Below are 17,321 nucleotides of genomic sequence, written 5' to 3' on the forward strand. Positions count from 1 at the left end.
ACACCCTCCTTTTGCGCAACCTTCACAGTTGCAAGTACATTCTTTATCTTTCATGATATTATGTTTTAATGTTCACTTAATAGACGTAGAACTTTTAAAAAAGATGCAAAAAGATGTGATTATTTTTTCAAATTAAATTACTTCACCAATATTATTGCCTCATGAGAGATTGGAAAATTACACGAGTTAGCGATAAAACAAAGTTCATTTGCTTTTTTATGTAATTGTAACGCTAATTCTTTTTGGTTTGCATTTTTGATAGTAACAACAGGTTTTAGCCTTACAACTTTAAAACTTCCGCTTCCCGAAGATTCTACTTCTAAATCTCCTTCAGACCTATCTAAATAACTTAATACTTCAATTTGATGCTGTGTACAGGCATACAAATAAGACATCATGTGGCAAGATGTTAATGCAGACAATAATAAATCTTCAGGATTATATAATGAATCATCACCTCTAAATATTTTTGCAGCAGAGACTTGTAATGGTGAAACTTTATTTACAATTGAAACATCATGATTCCTGCTAAATGTTCTCGGACTCATTGTGCTTTCTCCATCACTAAGTGACCAATTTACTGAAGCTTTAAAAGTATGTTTCATAACTATTTTTAATTTTGAATGTAAAAAAAAGCGTTTCATAAAGAAACGCTTTTTAGTTTACACAAAAAAATGATTTATTTCTCTGCTTACATATTACGACGATACTGACCACCAACTTCAAATAACGACGACGTGATTTGACCTAAGGAACATACTTTACAAACCTCCATTAAAGCTTCAAAAATATTTTCATTATTTATGGCTTTTCGTTGCAACTCACTTAATAATTCTTCTGTATTATGTGCCTCATGCAAACTCTCTAAAGTTTTAATCTGAAATTGTTTTTCTTCTTCTGTTGCTCTAATCACTTCCGCAGGAACAACCGTTGGTGACCCTTTAGAACTTAAAAAGGTGTTTACACCTATAATTGGAAACTTTCCGTTATGCTTTAATGTTTCGTAATACAAGCTTTCTTCTTGAATTTTACTTCGTTGGTACATCGTTTCCATAGCTCCAAGCACTCCTCCACGTTCCGTAATACGATCAAACTCTAATAAAACAGCTTCTTCAACTAAGTCCGTTAATTCTTCAATTATAAACGATCCTTGAATTGGATTTTCATTCTTAGCTAAACCTAATTCTTTATTAATAATCAACTGAATAGCCATGGCTCTACGAACCGATTCTTCTGTTGGTGTTGTAATTGCCTCATCATACGCATTGGTATGAAGCGAATTACAGTTATCATAAATTGCATACAATGCCTGAAGTGACGTACGAATATCATTAAAATCAATTTCTTGGGCATGTAAACTACGTCCCGAAGTTTGAATATGATATTTTAACATCTGCGCTCTTGGGTTAGCACCATATTTATGCTTCATCGCTTTGGCCCAAATTTTACGTGCCACACGACCAATAACAGCATATTCTGGATCAATTCCGTTTGAAAAGAAAAACGATAAGTTTGGTCCAAATTTATTGATATCCATTCCTCTACTCAAATAGTATTCTACATAAGTAAATCCGTTAGATAACGTTAATGCTAATTGCGTAATAGGATTGGCTCCTGCTTCTGCAATATGATACCCAGAAATAGATACAGAATAGAAGTTTCTAACATTATTCTCAATAAAATATTCTTGAACATCTCCCATTAAACGCAAAGCAAATTCCGTAGAAAATATACAAGTATTTTGTGCCTGATCTTCTTTTAAAATATCTGCTTGAACGGTTCCTCTTACCTGAGCAATAGTATTCTTTTTTATTTCTGCATAAACATCAGATGGTAAAACTTGGTCTCCGGTAACTCCTAAAAGCATTAAACCTAATCCGTTGTTTCCCTCTGGTAAATCACCATTATATGATGGACGTATTTTTCCTTTATAGATTTTTGCGATTTTAGCTTCAACTTCTTTTTCTAACCCATTCTCTTTGATGTAAAATTCACATTGTTGATCAATAGCTGCATTCATAAAGAAACCTAACAACATTGGCGCAGGACCATTGATAGTCATACTCACAGAAGTCATAACGTTTGCTAAATCGAAACCAGAATATAATTTTTTGGCATCATCTAAACAACAGATAGAAACACCTGCATTACCAATTTTACCGTAAATATCTGGACGCAAATCGGGATCATTACCATAAAGTGTAACACTATCGAAAGCTGTAGATAATCGTTTAGCGGGTAAACCCATACTTACGTAATGAAAACGCTTATTAGTTCGCTCTGGCCCACCTTCACCAGCAAACATTCTTGCAGGATCTTCACCTGTTCTTTTAAAAGGATATAAACCTGAAGTGTACGGAAATTCTCCTGGTACGTTTTCTTGCAAACACCATCTTAAAACATCTCCCCAAGCTTGGTACTTTGGTAAGGCTACTTTTGGAATTTGAGAGTGTGATAAAGATTCTGTGTGCGTTTCAATTTTTATTTCTTTGTCTCTTACCTTAAAGCTATAAATTGGATCTTTATATTTATTTACTTTTTCATCCCAACCTGTAATTACTTCCCAATTGTAAGGATCTAGGTTTAGTTTTACACGATCAAATTCAGCAAATAATAATTTTAATAATTGAATTTGAGATTCTTCTTCAGTCGTGCCTCCTTCTGTTGAAATAGCAACACCTTTATCATTTTGAGCTTGTTGAAGAATTTCTTCATAATCTAAACCTAATTTACCAATGAAAGACCTTTCAACTGCGCTCAAGGTGACATTAGCTACGGAACATATTGCTTTATAAATTCCGTAAAGTTTCTGAGCAACTTCAACCTGAACATTTGCTGTTTTATCATACGCACGATTGCTCTCTGCGATTTCAGATAAATAACGTGTTCTTGATGGTGGAATTACAAAAATCTTCTCACTCATTTCCTGAGAAATCTCGAATGTAGAATTTAAGTCCGAATTTGCTTTTTCAACCAATTTATCCATTATCGCTTTGTAAAGCGTATTCATTCCTGGATCATTAAATTGAGACGCAATGGTTCCGTAAACCGGTAAATCGTCTTGGTGCACATCCCAAAGATGATTATTACGCATGTATTGTTTTTTTACATCACGTAACGCATCTAAAGAACCTCGTTTATCAAATTTATTGATGGCTACTAAATCAGCAAAATCTAGCATATCAATTTTTTCAAGCTGAGTCGCTGCACCAAATTCTGGTGTCATTACATAAAGTGCCACATCAGAATGTTCCATAATTTCTGTGTCCGATTGTCCGATACCAGAAGTTTCAAGAATAATTAAATCGTATTCAGCAGCTTTTAAAACCTGAATTGCTTCATTTACATATTTAGATAATGCTAGGTTAGATTGACGTGTTGCCAAACTACGCATGTAAACTCTAGATGAATTAATGGCATTCATACGAATACGATCTCCTAAAAGTGCACCTCCTGTTTTTCGTTTTGAAGGATCTACAGAAACTAAACCAATTGTTTTCTCAGGAAAATCGATTAGAAAACGACGAACAAGCTCATCGACTAATGATGATTTACCAGCACCACCTGTTCCTGTAATTCCAAGAACTGGTGTTTTTGAATTCTTATTTTTTTCATGAATAGCATCTAATGCATCCTTTGCAACTTCAGGAAAGTTTTCAGCTGAAGAAATTAATCTTGCAATGGACTTCGGATTTTTTTCATGCAACGTTTTAACCTCATCATTAAGCTGATCACCAATGGCATAATCCGATATTTGAACCAAATCGTTAATCATACCTTGCAAACCAAGACTTCTACCATCATCAGGAGAATAGACTCTGGTAATTCCATAATCCATTAATTCCTTAATTTCTTCAGGAAGAATAACACCACCTCCACCTCCGAAAATTTTAATATGACCTGCTCCTTTTTCTTTAAGCAAATCGTACATGTATTTAAAATATTCGTTATGCCCTCCCTGATAAGATGTCAATGCAATTGCGTTAGCATCTTCTTGTATGGCAGTATTGACAACTTCTTCTACACTTCGATCGTGTCCTAAATGAATCACTTCTACTCCAGTAGATTGAATGATACGACGCATAATATTTATTGAAGCATCATGCCCATCAAAAAGCGATGCTGCAGTTACTATACGTACTTTATATTTTGGCTTATAAGGTGTTATTTGTTCCATTCGTAAAAATATAGCTTATTTAATCAGCAAATCTAAGAAATATCCAAAAAAGTCAAGCAACAATTAAAAAATATCTAAAACTTATAGATTTTTATTAAAGCATACAATTTTAATTACTTTTAACAATTCATTCAATATTCATTTTATGCAGAAAATAACATTACTTATAAACTGTAAAGACCAGCCTAATATTATTGCGTCTGTAACTAATTTTATGGCTACAAACGATGGCAACATTGTTTATATAGATCAGTATGTTGATAGAGAACAGCATATCTTTTTTATGCGTTTGGAATGTGAATTTATTTCAAATTCGTTTTCAGTTGAAGCATTTAAAGAACTTTTCAAAAATTCTTTAGTTGAAAAGTTCAAACTTAAATGGCGCATGTACGCTGCTGAGAAAAAACCTAAAATGGCATTGTTTGTTTCTAAATATGATCATTGTTTATACGATATTTTAGGACGTTATAATTCTGGTGAGCTATTCTTAGAAATCCCTTTTATATTAAGTAATCACTTAGATTTAAAACCTATTGCAGACAGCTTTAATATTCCTTTTTATCATGTTCCTGTTACAAAAGCAACAAAACATGAAGCAGAACAAAAGCAATTAGAACTTTTAGCAAAACATAATATTGATTTTATTGTTTTAGCCCGATATATGCAAATTGTATCTCAAACTTTAATAGACAAGTATCCTAATAAAATTATTAATATTCATCATTCTTTTTTACCTGCTTTTGTCGGTGCTAAACCTTATCATTCCGCATATAAGCGAGGTGTTAAAATTATAGGATCTACAAGTCATTATATAACAGAAGAACTTGATGCCGGACCAATTATTGAACAAAACGTAGCCCAAATTTCGCACAATAACTCCATAAAAGACTTAATTGCGAAGGGGAGAGATCTCGAAAAAATTGTTTTATCTAACGCCATTAAATTACATACTATGCGAAAAGTTATGGTTTATAATAATAAAACTATAATTTTCTCGTAAAAGTGACCAAACTGAATAACTGGTGTCTACTAAATAGTGTTAAACTCGTATTAAGGTTTTTTTTTCTATATGTATGTTAAAACCTTATAAATTATATTTGACCACTAACAAAAACTAAAAATTATGATAAAAAGAATTTTAGCCTTAATTGTTGTTTGCAATTTAATGGCCTGTGCAGAATTACAACAAGTTGTAGATTCATTGCCTCAAGGAACAACTGATGTTTTAGGAAATGCTGATATTGCTGCAGGATTAAGAGAAGCCTTAGATTTAGGTATTGAGAAACAAGTTGCAAAACTAACCGCTGAAGATGGCTTTTATAAAAATGAATTGGTAAAAATTGCTTTACCTGAAGAGTTACAAAAAGTAGATAGTGCCTTACGTAAAATAGGATTAAGCAGCTTAGCTGATGAAGGTTTAAAAGTACTTAATAGAGCTGCAGAAGATGCTGTATCTGAAGCAACACCAATATTTGTTAATGCTGTTAAAGACATTACGTTTGATGACGCTAAAACGATTCTTTTAGGAGAAGATAATGCAGCGACATCTTACTTAACGACTAAAACTCAAACAGAGCTTTACGAAAAATTTAAGCCTGTTATTAATAGTTCTTTCAGTAAAGTTGGTGCTGATAAAATTTGGGCTAATCTTATTACAAAATACAACAACATTCCTTTAACTAATGATGTAAATCCAGATTTAACTGATTACGTTACTTCTGAAGCATTAGAAGGTGTTTACACTATGATTGCTGTTGAAGAATTAGAAATCAGAAATTCAGTAGCTTCTCGTAGTACAGATTTATTGAAAAAAGTATTTGCATTACAAGATTAAAAAACATATTTACTTAAAAAATACATAAATTTTTAAGTAAAATATATTTGTTCTCGCTAAATTTTAGTAATTTAATAAAATAATTATTAAAATTTAGCCGTGAACAATTCAGATCAACTCTTAGAAAAAAGAACAAGACTTAAAAAAAAATACACTCAACTTATTGAGGAGGCTTATAACTTAAGACAAAGTGATCAGGCTTTAAGTGACTTTTCAGAATACAAAGCCACAAAAGTTCTTTACAAAATAAATAAATTAGAGTTTGTAGTAAGGGACTCTAATTAGCAAATAATACAATTTTCTGATTTACAATGTTTTAATCATTTAAAACACTCTTAATCATAACCTAACATTACCGTAACCTATACAATAATAAAAGTTCTCATCTTTGCAGAGCAAAAGATTGAGGTTAGTTAAATCTTAAAACAGTTAGTTTAGAGTAAAGTCGGTATTTAGTTAGGTATCGACTTTTTTTTGTTTAATTATGTAGCGTTTGAAAATACTTATAAGACTTCAGTAAACGACTACCATACCAAGAAAACAATTCTCCATCTACAATTTTTATTTTCTTGTCAGGAAACTGAGACTGCAACTCTATTACATCTGCTTTTTTAAACGGAAAAGGTTCTGTGGATAGAAAAATAAGATCTGCTTCTTTTAGTTTTGAATTATTAAAATCAATTTCTGGATAACGCTTTTCGGACTCAAAAACATTTATAAATCTAGCTTCATTAAGCATAACATTTATAAAGTTATCTGAAGCAGCAACCATCCAAGGTTTTTTCCAAATAAAATAAGCTACTTTTAATTTCTCTATATCTTGATTTTGAAGCTGAAAAGCTTCACGTTCTAATTTAATATTTGAGATTAAAGTTGAAGTTGTTCTTTCAATTTCAAAGATATCTCCATACATATTTATTAGCTCAAAACTATCTTCAAGATTATAAACATCACTAACATGAATCGGTGCAATACCAGTTAATTCTTCGATCATTTCCTTGGTGTTTTCTTCTTTATTACAAAGAATAATATCGGGACGAAGTGCTTTTATTTTTTCAATATTAATTTCTTTCGTTCCACCAACAACCATTTTAGACATTCTAAGATGATTTGGATGCACACAAAACTTAGTAACGCCTACAATAAATCCTTCTAGACCTAAATCTACTAAAAGCTCTGTTTGAGAAGGCACTAATGAAACAATACGTTTTGGTTTGCGACCAAATAGAAGTTTACGATTTAATTGGTCTTTACACGTTTTCATTAAAGAAATTTAAATTTTAAAGTTGTAATTATTTAGAGAAAACTAAGCTTTCAATTCTATTGCCATTTGTAACTGAAGTTCTTCTGCTTTTTGTGCAGCTGCTTCAGCAAAATTTTCTTCTTGTGAAGCATAAATAATTCCTCTAGAGGAGTTTATTAATAAACCTACAGAATCATTCATTCCGTATTTACAAACGTCTTGAAGATTTCCACCTTGAGCACCAACACCTGGCACTAACAAAAAGCTATCTGGGATTATCTTTCTTATATCTCCTAAATATTCAGCCTTTGTAGCTCCAACTACATACATTAGATTCTCTGAGTTCTTCCATGATTTAGAAGTCTCTAATACTTGCTTATACAATTCTACACCATCAATTTCTTTAGTTTGAAAATCGAATGCCCCTTGGTTAGACGTTAAGGCTAAAAGAATGGTATGTTTATCCTTAAAAGCTAAAAAAGGCTCTACCGAATCTTTACCCATATAAGGTGCAATTGTAACACTATCGAACCCTAAATCCTCGAAAAAAGCTTTAGCATACATTGTACTTGTATTACCTATATCTCCACGTTTTGCATCTGCAATAGTGTAAATTTCAGGATGGTTTTCGTTTAGGTAATTAATTGTTTTTTCTAAAGCTTGCCATCCTTTAATTCCGTAAGCTTCATAAAAAGCAGTGTTTGGCTTATAAGCGACACACAAATGATGTGTTGCATCAATAATTGCTTTATTAAAAGCGAAGATTGGATCTTCTTCTTTTAATAAATGCTTTGGAATTTTATTTAAATCGACATCTAATCCAATACAAAGAAAAGATTGCTTTTGTTTAATTTGGGTAATAAGTTGTTGTGTTGTCATTTTTTTATCAAATTATTCCTAAGTATTTTTTTTGATCATCCGTTAACCTCCAGCTTTCTTGTATATCTAGATTAAGAAGAAGAAATTTTATTTTTAATTTATCCTGTTTTATAAGACTTGAAAACCAATTTAAAGATGTTTGACTTTCTTCACTTAGAAACTTAGCCCAAGTAATAACAATATAAACATCAACGCGTTCTTCAATAAATTCACTTTTATCAATGATAACAATATCCTTAAGAAAACCTTGTAAAGTTTGATTAGGATCTGATTTCATTTTTGAAATCTTCGCTATCTTTTTTATCTCAGCACCACAATAGGTTCCTTTTCCTCTATTCTTAATTAATTCGCCATTTGAGTTATAAAAATAGGCTTCAGGAACTACTAATTTGTTCGATCTGCTATATTCTCCAAATGTTCTAATTCCTTTTAAAGTCGCAATTTGATTAATAGAAAAGTCAATTTTATTTTCTTTCAAATATTGAATTAACGTTGAGTCGTTTTCTGTTTGGAAATTAATTTCTATTTGCTTTTGCCCAAAACAAAAACTAGAAACGAAAAATAATAATGCAACAAATTTCATATGCTTATATTTTAATGTTTCAGGTAAGAAGAACTTCTTTATAATTCAAAAGATTCCTGCTTTCACAGGAATCTAGATTAAATTTGATCATCATTAGCTTTCAACAACTCAGTGTTTTCAGCTAACATTAATTCGTCTATTATTTTTTGAATATCACCATTAATGATATTTGATAAATCGTACAGAGTTAAACCTGGCACTCTATGGTCCGTAACACGGCCTTGTGGATAATTATAGGTTCTGATCTTAGCAGATCTATCACCAGAACTTACCATACTTTTACGTTTTTCAGAATCGGCAGCTTGTTGCTTCGCTAATTCTAAATCGTATAAACGCGAACGTAAAACCTTTAAGGCTTTCTCTAAGTTTTTATGTGATGATTTTTGATCCTGACAACTTACAATCATTCCCGTAGGCTCGTGATGTAACTTAATTGCAGAATATGTTGTATTCACCGATTGCCCTCCAGGACCTGTTGATGTAGTACGCTCAATACGAACCTCAGTCATGTCTAATTCATAATCAAACTCCTCAGCCTCAGGTAAAACCATAACTGTTGCTGCACTTGTATGTACACGTCCTTGAGTTTCTGTTTGTGGTACACGTTGTACACGGTGCACACCAGCTTCAAACTTTAAAGTTCCGTAAACATCTTCACCAGAAACTTCAAAAATAACTTCTTTAAAACCACCTGATGTTCCATCACTCTGACTTACAACATCTACTTTCCAGCCTTTATCACTACAGTATTTAGAATACATTCTGTATAAATCACCTGCAAAAATACTTGCTTCATCACCACCTGTACCTGCTCTAACCTCAACAACGACGTTTTTAGCATCGTCTGGATCTTTAGGAATAAGCATAAAACGAATCTCTTCTTCAAGTTTTGCGATAGTTTCCTTAGCTTCTTCGAGTTGCATTTTTGCCATGTCTACCATTTCGGCATCAGAACCATCTGCAATAATTTCTTCAGCTTCAGATACATTTTCTAATGCTTCACTATAAAGCTCACCTTTATCTACAATAAGTTTAAGATCCTTGTATTCTTTCATCAGCTTCGTATAACGCTTCTGATCTGATATAATATCTGGTTGAATGATAAGGTCGTTCACCTCATCGAACCGTTGTTTTATAATCTGTATTTTCTCTAACATCTATCTTCAAAAATTATCGTTCAAAAATACGATAAATAATGGATTTTTAAACGTTGCTTATAAGGACATTTTAACTTTCAAAAAATAAACCACTTAAATTTAGCGTTATACATATAATATGTACAAATTTCTAGCTATACTAACCTTTTACAAACAATTTGTAGTTTGGTCGTTTATCGTAAACATCATTATTTTACTGTATACACCGTATATAACACCAGCAATATGTATTAAATTATTCCTTGTAATATTTGCTTGGTATTACATTAATGAAACTTCAAATAAACGAAAATTAACTATTTATCGAAACCTAGGGATTTCATCCTTCAAGCTTTTTTCTATTATATTTATAGTAGACTCTACCTTAACGCTTTTATTTCTAAAATTATACACGGAATTTTTATAAACCTCAGCTGAAATTGATATTTGAATTAGATAATATAGAACTTTACTTTAAAACCAAGCGAATTTTAAATGGCATTTACTTAAAAGGTGAAACAGGAAAAGTTACCGCTATTTTAGGCAGAAATGGTTGTGGAAAAAGTAGCTTACTCAATATTGCATTCGGAAGTCTAAAACCTAAATACATGTTGATTCGCTTGAACAAGAAACCTCTTCAAAAACCTCTATATGTTTTAAAAATCGCTAAATATTTACCGCAGTATAATTTTATTCCTGCTGAGATGAAATTATCTTTTGTGTTTAAATTATATGATTTAAGTTGGAAAAATTTTATTGCTTTATATCGAGCTTTTTCAATATATAAAAACGATAAATTTAAAGCACTATCTGGAGGAGAAAGACGACTTATTGAAACTTATATTACTCTGAAAACAAAAAGTGAGATTGTTTTTTTAGACGAGCCCTTTTCTCATATATCTCCGTTACATATTGAAACTGTAAAACAATTAATTGCAGAAGAAAAGAAACATAAAGTAATTATAATATCTGATCATATGTATCAGCATATAATTGAGGTATCGGACACCATTTATTTATTAAAAAATGGCACCACAAAGAAGATTGAAAAGCTTACTGAACTTGAAGATTATAAATATTTAAGTGAAGGTACTTTATAACGAAATTCCAATATTATGAATTAGTTTTCATAATATTATCTAAATCCACAACAACACCAACTCCTAAAATTTGTTTCCATTGTAATTTAGGGCCCACAATAATATTTTCTTCGTTTGTTATTTCATTAGTCTCAACTTCTACTTTAATATCGTTGTCATATCTTAAATGAGAACCTAAAGTTGCTTTTACAAATCTATTAACTTTCATGTCCAAGTTAAGCTCCCACTCTAAATCAATGTTACCAAAACTATTAATATAGTCCGTGTATAATTCTAAAAGGCTCGTAACTTTTATGTTTTCGAAAAGCTCTTCTTCGTATGAATTGGTTAAAAGTATCCCTAACTCTTGCTTTACTTTTTTCCCTTCTCTAATTATATTTCCTTCCAAATCATAAATAGCAGAGTCTACACCAAAAGCACCTTTATTTGACAGGTCATCATCTAAGACAAAGGTTGTTTTTAAAGTAAAAGGAGATGCATAAAAAGACAATCGCTCAACAAAACGACCATATTCCATACCTACACCAAAAAACATATAACCAGGAGCTAAAAATTTTGAAATAGGTGTATCTCTATCAGGATAAGTATATCCATTAGCCATTTGAGTATTAAGGCTAAATTTTGAAGAATAAAACCAATTACTTTTAGGATCTTTTTCTAAACCAATATTAGAAATTATCTCAATAACATCTTCTGTTTTTCTAATATTTAATTCTTCTTGCTTGTTTAAACCATATCTAATATTGAAATTAGAATTCCAATACCACTTTTTTTGTTTGTATTTTGCTTCAGCCGCACCGGTAACAATTCCTGAAATAGAATTCGTACCACCTGCATTCCAGTTTGTAAATGACACTTGATTAAGTGTTAAACCAACTTCTTTTTTTGTTTTCCAACCTAATTGAATAACCTCATTTTTTTTCTTTTGAAAATACAATGAATCAGGCTGTGCAAAAAGCACACTTGAACATAAAACAAATACACTAAATATAAACCACGAATAGTTTTTCATGCTAAAAAAATTAATAAGAGAATGTACCGTAATCGCTTTTTATAGTTAACTTCTTCTTATCTGAAGCTTCTACTCGACCTATAATTTTAGCATCTACATTAAAAGATTTTGAAATCTCAATAATAGCTTCTGCAACTTCAGGCTTTACGTACAACTCCATACGGTGTCCACAATTAAAAACTTGGTACATTTCTTTCCAATCTGTTTTAGATTGCTCTTGAATGAGTTTAAATAACGGAGGAACATCAAACATATTATCTTTTATAATATGAAATTGATCTACAAAATGAAGAATTTTTGTTTGCGCACCACCACTACAATGTACCATTCCATGTACGGATTCACTATCGTAACTATTAAGGATAGCTTTTATAATTGGAGCATAAGTACGTGTTGGAGATAATACCAATTTACCAGCATCTATAGGAGAATTCTCTACAGCATCTGTTAATTTTGTTTGCCCAGAATAAACTAAATCTTCGGGTACAGCAGCATCAAAACTCTCAGGATATTTTTCAGCTAAGTATTTAGAAAAAACATCATGTCTTGCAGATGTTAATCCATTACTCCCCATACCTCCATTATATTCAGTTTCGTAAGATGCTTGTCCAAAAGACTCTAATCCTACAATAACATCACCAGCAGTAATATTTGCGTTATCAATAACTTTAGATCGTTTTATACGCGCCGTTACTGTAGAATCTACAATGATAGTTCTTACCAAATCCCCTACATCTGCAGTTTCTCCACCTGTAGAATGAATAGAAACTCCAAAAGATTTTAGATCTTCTATTAATTCTTCTGTTCCGTTAATAATTGCAGAGATAACTTCACCAGGAATAAGGTTTTTATTTCTCCCTATTGTTGAAGATAACATAATATGATCTGTTGCTCCTACACAAAGTAAATCGTCAATATTCATAATTAACGCATCTTGAGCTATGCCTTTCCACACTGAAATATCTCCAGTTTCTTTCCAATACATATAAGCTAATGATGATTTTGTACCAGCTCCATCGGCATGCATTATTAAGCAATAATCTTCATTATTTGTTAAATGATCTGGAACAATTTTACAAAACGCTTTAGGAAACAATCCTTTATCAATATTTTTAATCGCATTGTGTACATCTTCTTTTGAAGCTGAAACTCCTCTTTGCGCATATCTTTTACTTACCGAATTATCCATATTACAATTTATTAGTGTGGTTTTGCAAAAGTAAGGATTGCGTTTAATTATAAGGAATGATTCGATTGGAATTAATAACAGTATTTGAGTTTTTATTCACAACTCTATTTTTCATTAGATTAATCTGCTCTATTTGAAGATATAAATACGTTTTTGAAAGTACTTGAAATGAAATTTACCCAAAATACAAAAAGATAAAACTGAAATATCAATTTTATCTTTTTGCTTTAAAAAATAAACTTAAAGTTAATTATTATAGTTTAAAATCTTAAAAAAGGATGAAAACAACCTCAATTACAATTATCAAACTAAAACAACAACTTTTCGTTTTTCTTATAAATTACTGATTAATAGCACTACAAAAATATAAAATAAACATATTTTAAGACTATTTTTATCTATTACTTAATCTAAGACCTCTCTCTTTTCGATAACTAGTTAATGTCATCGATAAAATACATAAATCATCAAGTTTTAAAAAATTACCATATGTAAACTCACGTATTACATTATTTAAATTAAAAGTTTGATCCTTTTATTTAGTAAACAATAACTCTCTGTATTTTGTTAATGGCCATATTCCATCATCAATCATTAATTCTAATTTGTCACAGTGGTACCTAATAGTATCAAAAAATGGTTTTACTTTATTGCAATAACCATCTGCTTTCTTTTCTAAACTAGCGTCCTTATTACATATTTTACGAGCCTCAGTCATTTCTGTAACAGAAGAATTTATAGCCTCAATATGTGTTGATATACTTTCTATAAGCCCCAATTGAGCCTTTGCGTAATTCTTAAACTCATCACCATAAATGGTTTTAAGACCTTTTACATTTTCAATTAAAATATTCTGATACCTTACCGCTGTTGGCACTACATGGTTCCTAGCTATATCTCCAATAACCCTACTTTCTATTTGTACATGAAGAATATAATCTTCCATTTCTATCTCATAGCGCGCTAAAGACTCTACACTATTCATTACTCCTAAGCTTTCAAAAAGATCAATAGTAGATTTAGCTTTTTTTATTTTAAGTGCTTCAGGGGTTGTTTTATTATTACTAAGTCCTCGTTTTTCTGCTTCTTTTTCCCAATCACCACTGTAACCATTTCCTTCAAAAAGAATTGCCTTAGATGTTTTTATATATTCTCTTAAAACATTGAATATAGCGTCATCTTTTTTCATTTCTTTTTTATCGATTAACTCATCGACTTCAGCTTTAAAATCTATCAATTGTTTTGCGACAATAGTATTTAAAACCGTCATAGGCTTTGCACAATTAGCCGTTGAACCAACAGCTCTAAACTCAAATTTATTACCTGTAAAAGCAAAAGAAGATGTTCTATTTCTATCCGTATTATCAAGTAATATTTCTGGTATTTTACCAACCACATTAAGCTTTAAATCCGTCTTTTCTTGAGGTGATAATTTTCCTTTAGTTACTGTTTCTAATTCATTAAGTACATTAGTTAATTGTGCTCCAATAAAAACAGAAATTATAGCAGGCGGTGCCTCGTTGGCTCCTAACCTATAATCATTACTCGCAGAAGCAATAGCTGCTCTTAATAACTCTTCATGAGTTTGGACCGCTTTAATTGTATTAATAAAGAAGGTTAAAAATTGAAGATTACTCATTGGTGTTTTCCCTGGAGATAATAAATTAACACCTGTATTAGTAGTTAAACTCCAATTATTATGTTTACCAGAACCATTAACTCCTGCAAATGGTTTTTCATGCATAAGAACAGTAAAATTATGACGTTCTGCTATTTTTTTCATCACATCCATCAGTAATGAATTATGATCTACTGCTAAATTAGCTTCTTCAAATATCGGAGCCAATTCAAATTGATTAGGCGCCACTTCATTATGCCTTGTTTTAACCGGAATACCTAATAACATACATTGATGTTCTAGATCACGCATATAAGACATTGCTCTTCCTGGTATGGTTCCAAAATAATGGTCATCTAATTGCTGCCCTTTAGCTGGCGAATGGCCAAAAACAGTTCTGCCAGTTAATAAAATATCGGGTCTAGATGTTGCAAGCGCTGAATCAATTAAAAAATATTCTTGTTCCCATCCTAAAGATGCATTTACTTTTTTTACATTTTTATCAAAATATTTACAGACTGCTACAGCTGCATTATCAACCGCCTGTAGAGCACGTAAAAGAGGCGTTTTATAATCTAAAGCTTCACCTGTATATGATACAAAAACAGTAGGAATACATAATGTTTTATCGTAAATAAAAGCAGGAGACGTTGGGTCCCAAGCTGTATATCCTCTGGCTTCAAATGTATTTCTAATTCCCCCATTAGGAAAACTAGACGCGTCTGGTTCTTGCTGCACTAATTGATCCCCTCCTAATTTCTCAATAGCAAGACCATCACCAATAGTTTCAAAAAACGCATCATGTTTTTCAGCAGTTGCTCCTGTTAATGGTTGAAACCAATGCGTATAATGAGTTGCTCCTTTAGTTATCGCCCACTCTTTCATCCCTGCTGAAATGTGATCAGCTACTGTTCGATTTATTTTAGTACCTTTTTCAATCGCCTCTAAAACACTATTTAATGCCGTTTTAGTTAAATATTGGCGCATTGAAACCTCGTTAAATACATTTTCTCCAAATATTTCTGAACGACGTTGGTTATCTTTAATCTTCAAAGGTTTCCTTTCCAAGGATGCTTTTACAGCATGAAATCTAAGTGTTGACATATTATTATTTTTTCGAAGTAAAAATACAAAATATTTAAAAATACCCACTCAAAAATAGGGGCATTGATATTAATCGAGAGTATTTAATCTAAACTACCCTATTATTTTTGATGTTAAAGAAAAAATAGCCATATTTGTGACAGTACATAAACAATAACACAACACAAATTATGAGTAAATCTAAATTAGAGTATATATGGCTTGACGGATATAAGCCTACTCAAAACATGAGAAGCAAAACTAAAATTGAAGAAGATTTTAGTGGTAAATTAGAAGATTGTCCTATTTGGTCTTTTGACGGATCATCTACAAAACAAGCCTCTGGTGGTGCTTCAGATTGTTTATTAAAACCTGTTGCTATTTATCCAGATCCTGCTCGTAAGGATGGATACTTAGTAATGACTGAAGTTTTAAACGCTGATGGAACTCCTCACGTTTCTAACGGAAGAGCTACAATTGAAGATGAAGATAATGACTTCTGGTTTGGTTTTGAGCAAGAATACTTTATTATGGATACGCAAACACAATTACCTTTAGGTTTCCCTATTGGTGGCTATCCTGCACCTCAAGGAATGTACTACTGTTCTGTTGGTGGAAAACACACACATGGTAGAGATTTAGTTGAAGAACATGCAGATCTTTGTATTGCTGCAGGTTTAAACTTTGAAGGAATTAACCAAGAAGTTGCTTCTGGACAATGGGAATACCAATTATTTGCTAAAGGCGCTAAAAAAGCTGGAGATGAAATTTGGGTTTCACGTTATTTATTAGACCGTTTAACTGAACAATATGGTTATTATATTGAGTACCATCCAAAACCATTAGGTAAAGATATGGATTGGAATGGTTCTGGTATGCACGCTAACTTCTCTAACTCTGTTTTAAGAACTTGTGGTTCTCAAGAAACTTATGAAAAAATATGTGAAGCATTTAGACCTGTTGTAAAAGAGCACATTGCTGTTTATGGTGAGTTTAATGACCAACGTTTAACAGGTGAACATGAAACTGCTTCTATTCACGATTTTAGTTATGGTATTTCTGATAGAGGAGCTTCTATTCGTATTCCAATCATTACAGTTGAAAAAGGCTGGAAAGGTTGGTTAGAAGATAGAAGACCAGCTTCTAATGGTGATCCATACAAAATTGCAGGAGTGATTATCAAAACTGTAAAAAGTGCTAATATTTCTTAATTAGTATCAAATAATTTTAAAAAAGCCGTTTAGATAATATCATTTAAACGGCTTTTTTTATTCCTTAATATAATATATAACGTTACAACATTCAATATTCTCCCCTTTAATTAGACCTATTAATTTCTATTCCCTGAAGCTTCTATTCTAAATAGGTTATTCTGATTACTCATTTTAAAAATTAACATATCTATCTAATTATCAACGCATAGAAGATTCTAACTTCCTCAAAAAACAACCTTTAATCGACGAAATC

14 protein-coding genes are annotated in these 17,321 nt (G+C 31.5%); 5 read left to right on the forward strand and 9 right to left on the reverse strand.

Annotated features, from left to right (window positions below; translation table 11 throughout):
• Window positions 1-137 precede the first annotated feature (137 nt).
• Together HSX10_RS14315 and HSX10_RS14320 are read right to left on the reverse strand one after the other, a co-directional pair.
• Window positions 138-605, reverse strand: a complete 468-nt coding sequence (locus HSX10_RS14315) for an OsmC family protein (RefSeq protein WP_173588927.1) — start codon at window positions 603-605, stop codon at window positions 138-140.
• Window positions 606-691: 86 nt separating this feature from the next.
• A complete protein-coding gene (locus HSX10_RS14320; protein WP_173588928.1) occupies window positions 692-4,177 on the reverse strand; it encodes a methylmalonyl-CoA mutase family protein in 3,486 nt (1,161 codons plus the stop codon).
• 145 nt (window positions 4,178-4,322) lie between these two features.
• Here HSX10_RS14320 and purU point away from each other — a divergent pair, with 145 nt between their 5' ends.
• From purU to HSX10_RS18765, 3 genes are all read left to right on the forward strand, one after another.
• On the forward strand, window positions 4,323-5,177 hold the full coding sequence (purU, locus tag HSX10_RS14325; protein WP_173588929.1) for a formyltetrahydrofolate deformylase: 855 nt from the start codon (window positions 4,323-4,325) through the stop codon (window positions 5,175-5,177).
• Window positions 5,178-5,300: 123 nt separating this feature from the next.
• On the forward strand, window positions 5,301-6,011 hold the full coding sequence (locus tag HSX10_RS14330) for a DUF4197 domain-containing protein (protein ID WP_173588930.1): 711 nt from the start codon (window positions 5,301-5,303) through the stop codon (window positions 6,009-6,011).
• Between the two features lie 99 nt (window positions 6,012-6,110).
• The gene (locus tag HSX10_RS18765) at window positions 6,111-6,296 is read left to right on the forward strand and encodes a Lacal_2735 family protein (protein ID WP_173588931.1); all 186 of its coding nucleotides are present in this window, start codon (window positions 6,111-6,113) and stop codon (window positions 6,294-6,296) included.
• A gap of 193 nt (window positions 6,297-6,489) precedes the next feature.
• Here HSX10_RS18765 and HSX10_RS14340 read toward each other — a convergent pair whose 3' ends face one another.
• The 4 genes from HSX10_RS14340 to prfA all read right to left on the reverse strand — a co-directional run bounded on the left by HSX10_RS14340 (window position 6,490) and on the right by prfA (window position 9,873).
• Complete coding sequence (locus tag HSX10_RS14340) at window positions 6,490-7,275, reverse strand: ABC transporter substrate-binding protein (protein ID WP_173588932.1); 786 nt, start codon at window positions 7,273-7,275, stop codon at window positions 6,490-6,492.
• Window positions 7,276-7,317: 42 nt separating this feature from the next.
• A complete protein-coding gene (pyrF, locus tag HSX10_RS14345) occupies window positions 7,318-8,133 on the reverse strand; it encodes an orotidine-5'-phosphate decarboxylase (protein WP_173588933.1) in 816 nt (271 codons plus the stop codon).
• A gap of 7 nt (window positions 8,134-8,140) precedes the next feature.
• On the reverse strand, window positions 8,141-8,716 hold the full coding sequence (locus HSX10_RS14350; RefSeq protein ID WP_173588934.1) for a hypothetical protein: 576 nt from the start codon (window positions 8,714-8,716) through the stop codon (window positions 8,141-8,143).
• A 77-nt stretch (window positions 8,717-8,793) separates the two neighbouring features.
• A complete protein-coding gene (gene prfA / locus HSX10_RS14355) occupies window positions 8,794-9,873 on the reverse strand; it encodes a peptide chain release factor 1 (RefSeq protein WP_173588935.1) in 1,080 nt (359 codons plus the stop codon).
• Window positions 9,874-10,292: 419 nt separating this feature from the next.
• Between prfA and HSX10_RS14360 the strand changes: the two genes are divergently transcribed.
• The gene (locus HSX10_RS14360; RefSeq protein WP_173588936.1) at window positions 10,293-10,952 is read left to right on the forward strand and encodes an ATP-binding cassette domain-containing protein; all 660 of its coding nucleotides are present in this window, start codon (window positions 10,293-10,295) and stop codon (window positions 10,950-10,952) included.
• 13 nt (window positions 10,953-10,965) lie between these two features.
• Here the strand turns inward: HSX10_RS14360 and HSX10_RS14365 are convergent, their stop codons facing one another.
• From HSX10_RS14365 to HSX10_RS14375, 3 genes are all read right to left on the reverse strand, one after another.
• Window positions 10,966-11,964 (reverse strand): DUF3078 domain-containing protein, encoded by a 999-nt coding sequence (locus tag HSX10_RS14365; protein WP_173588937.1) that lies wholly within the window; start codon window positions 11,962-11,964, stop codon window positions 10,966-10,968.
• Between the two features lie 10 nt (window positions 11,965-11,974).
• Window positions 11,975-13,153 carry an AIR synthase related protein gene (locus tag HSX10_RS14370; RefSeq protein WP_173588938.1) on the reverse strand — a complete coding sequence of 393 codons (1,179 nt, stop codon included), beginning with the start codon at window positions 13,151-13,153 and terminating at the stop codon, window positions 11,975-11,977.
• Window positions 13,154-13,688: 535 nt separating this feature from the next.
• Window positions 13,689-15,875, reverse strand: coding sequence for a glutamine synthetase III family protein (locus HSX10_RS14375; protein ID WP_173588939.1), 2,187 nt, complete (start codon window positions 15,873-15,875; stop codon window positions 13,689-13,691).
• Between the two features lie 170 nt (window positions 15,876-16,045).
• On the opposite strand from HSX10_RS14375, the gene HSX10_RS14380 reads away from it, so the two are divergent.
• Entirely contained in the window at window positions 16,046-17,065 is a 1,020-nt protein-coding gene (locus tag HSX10_RS14380) for a glutamine synthetase beta-grasp domain-containing protein (RefSeq protein WP_173588940.1), read from the forward strand.
• The last annotated feature ends 256 nt before the right edge of the window (window positions 17,066-17,321 follow it).

The sequence above is a fragment of the Winogradskyella undariae genome, assembly GCF_013285155.1.
Lineage (GTDB): Bacteria > Bacteroidota > Bacteroidia > Flavobacteriales > Flavobacteriaceae > Winogradskyella > Winogradskyella undariae.

Coding starts and splice junctions, on each gene's coding strand:
- HSX10_RS14315 (WP_173588927.1), bottom strand. CDS start 605: ATGAAACATACTTTTAAAGCTTCAGTAAATTGGTCACTTAGTGATGGA.
- HSX10_RS14320 (WP_173588928.1), bottom strand. CDS start 4,177: ATGGAACAAATAACACCTTATAAGCCAAAATATAAAGTACGTATAGTA.
- purU (WP_173588929.1), top strand. CDS start 4,323: ATGCAGAAAATAACATTACTTATAAACTGTAAAGACCAGCCTAATATT.
- HSX10_RS14330 (WP_173588930.1), top strand. CDS start 5,301: ATGATAAAAAGAATTTTAGCCTTAATTGTTGTTTGCAATTTAATGGCC.
- HSX10_RS14340 (WP_173588932.1), bottom strand. CDS start 7,275: ATGAAAACGTGTAAAGACCAATTAAATCGTAAACTTCTATTTGGTCGC.
- pyrF (WP_173588933.1), bottom strand. CDS start 8,133: ATGACAACACAACAACTTATTACCCAAATTAAACAAAAGCAATCTTTT.
- HSX10_RS14350 (WP_173588934.1), bottom strand. CDS start 8,716: ATGAAATTTGTTGCATTATTATTTTTCGTTTCTAGTTTTTGTTTTGGG.
- prfA (WP_173588935.1), bottom strand. CDS start 9,873: ATGTTAGAGAAAATACAGATTATAAAACAACGGTTCGATGAGGTGAAC.
- HSX10_RS14365 (WP_173588937.1), bottom strand. CDS start 11,964: ATGAAAAACTATTCGTGGTTTATATTTAGTGTATTTGTTTTATGTTCA.
- HSX10_RS14370 (WP_173588938.1), bottom strand. CDS start 13,153: ATGGATAATTCGGTAAGTAAAAGATATGCGCAAAGAGGAGTTTCAGCT.
- HSX10_RS14375 (WP_173588939.1), bottom strand. CDS start 15,875: ATGTCAACACTTAGATTTCATGCTGTAAAAGCATCCTTGGAAAGGAAA.
- HSX10_RS14380 (WP_173588940.1), top strand. CDS start 16,046: ATGAGTAAATCTAAATTAGAGTATATATGGCTTGACGGATATAAGCCT.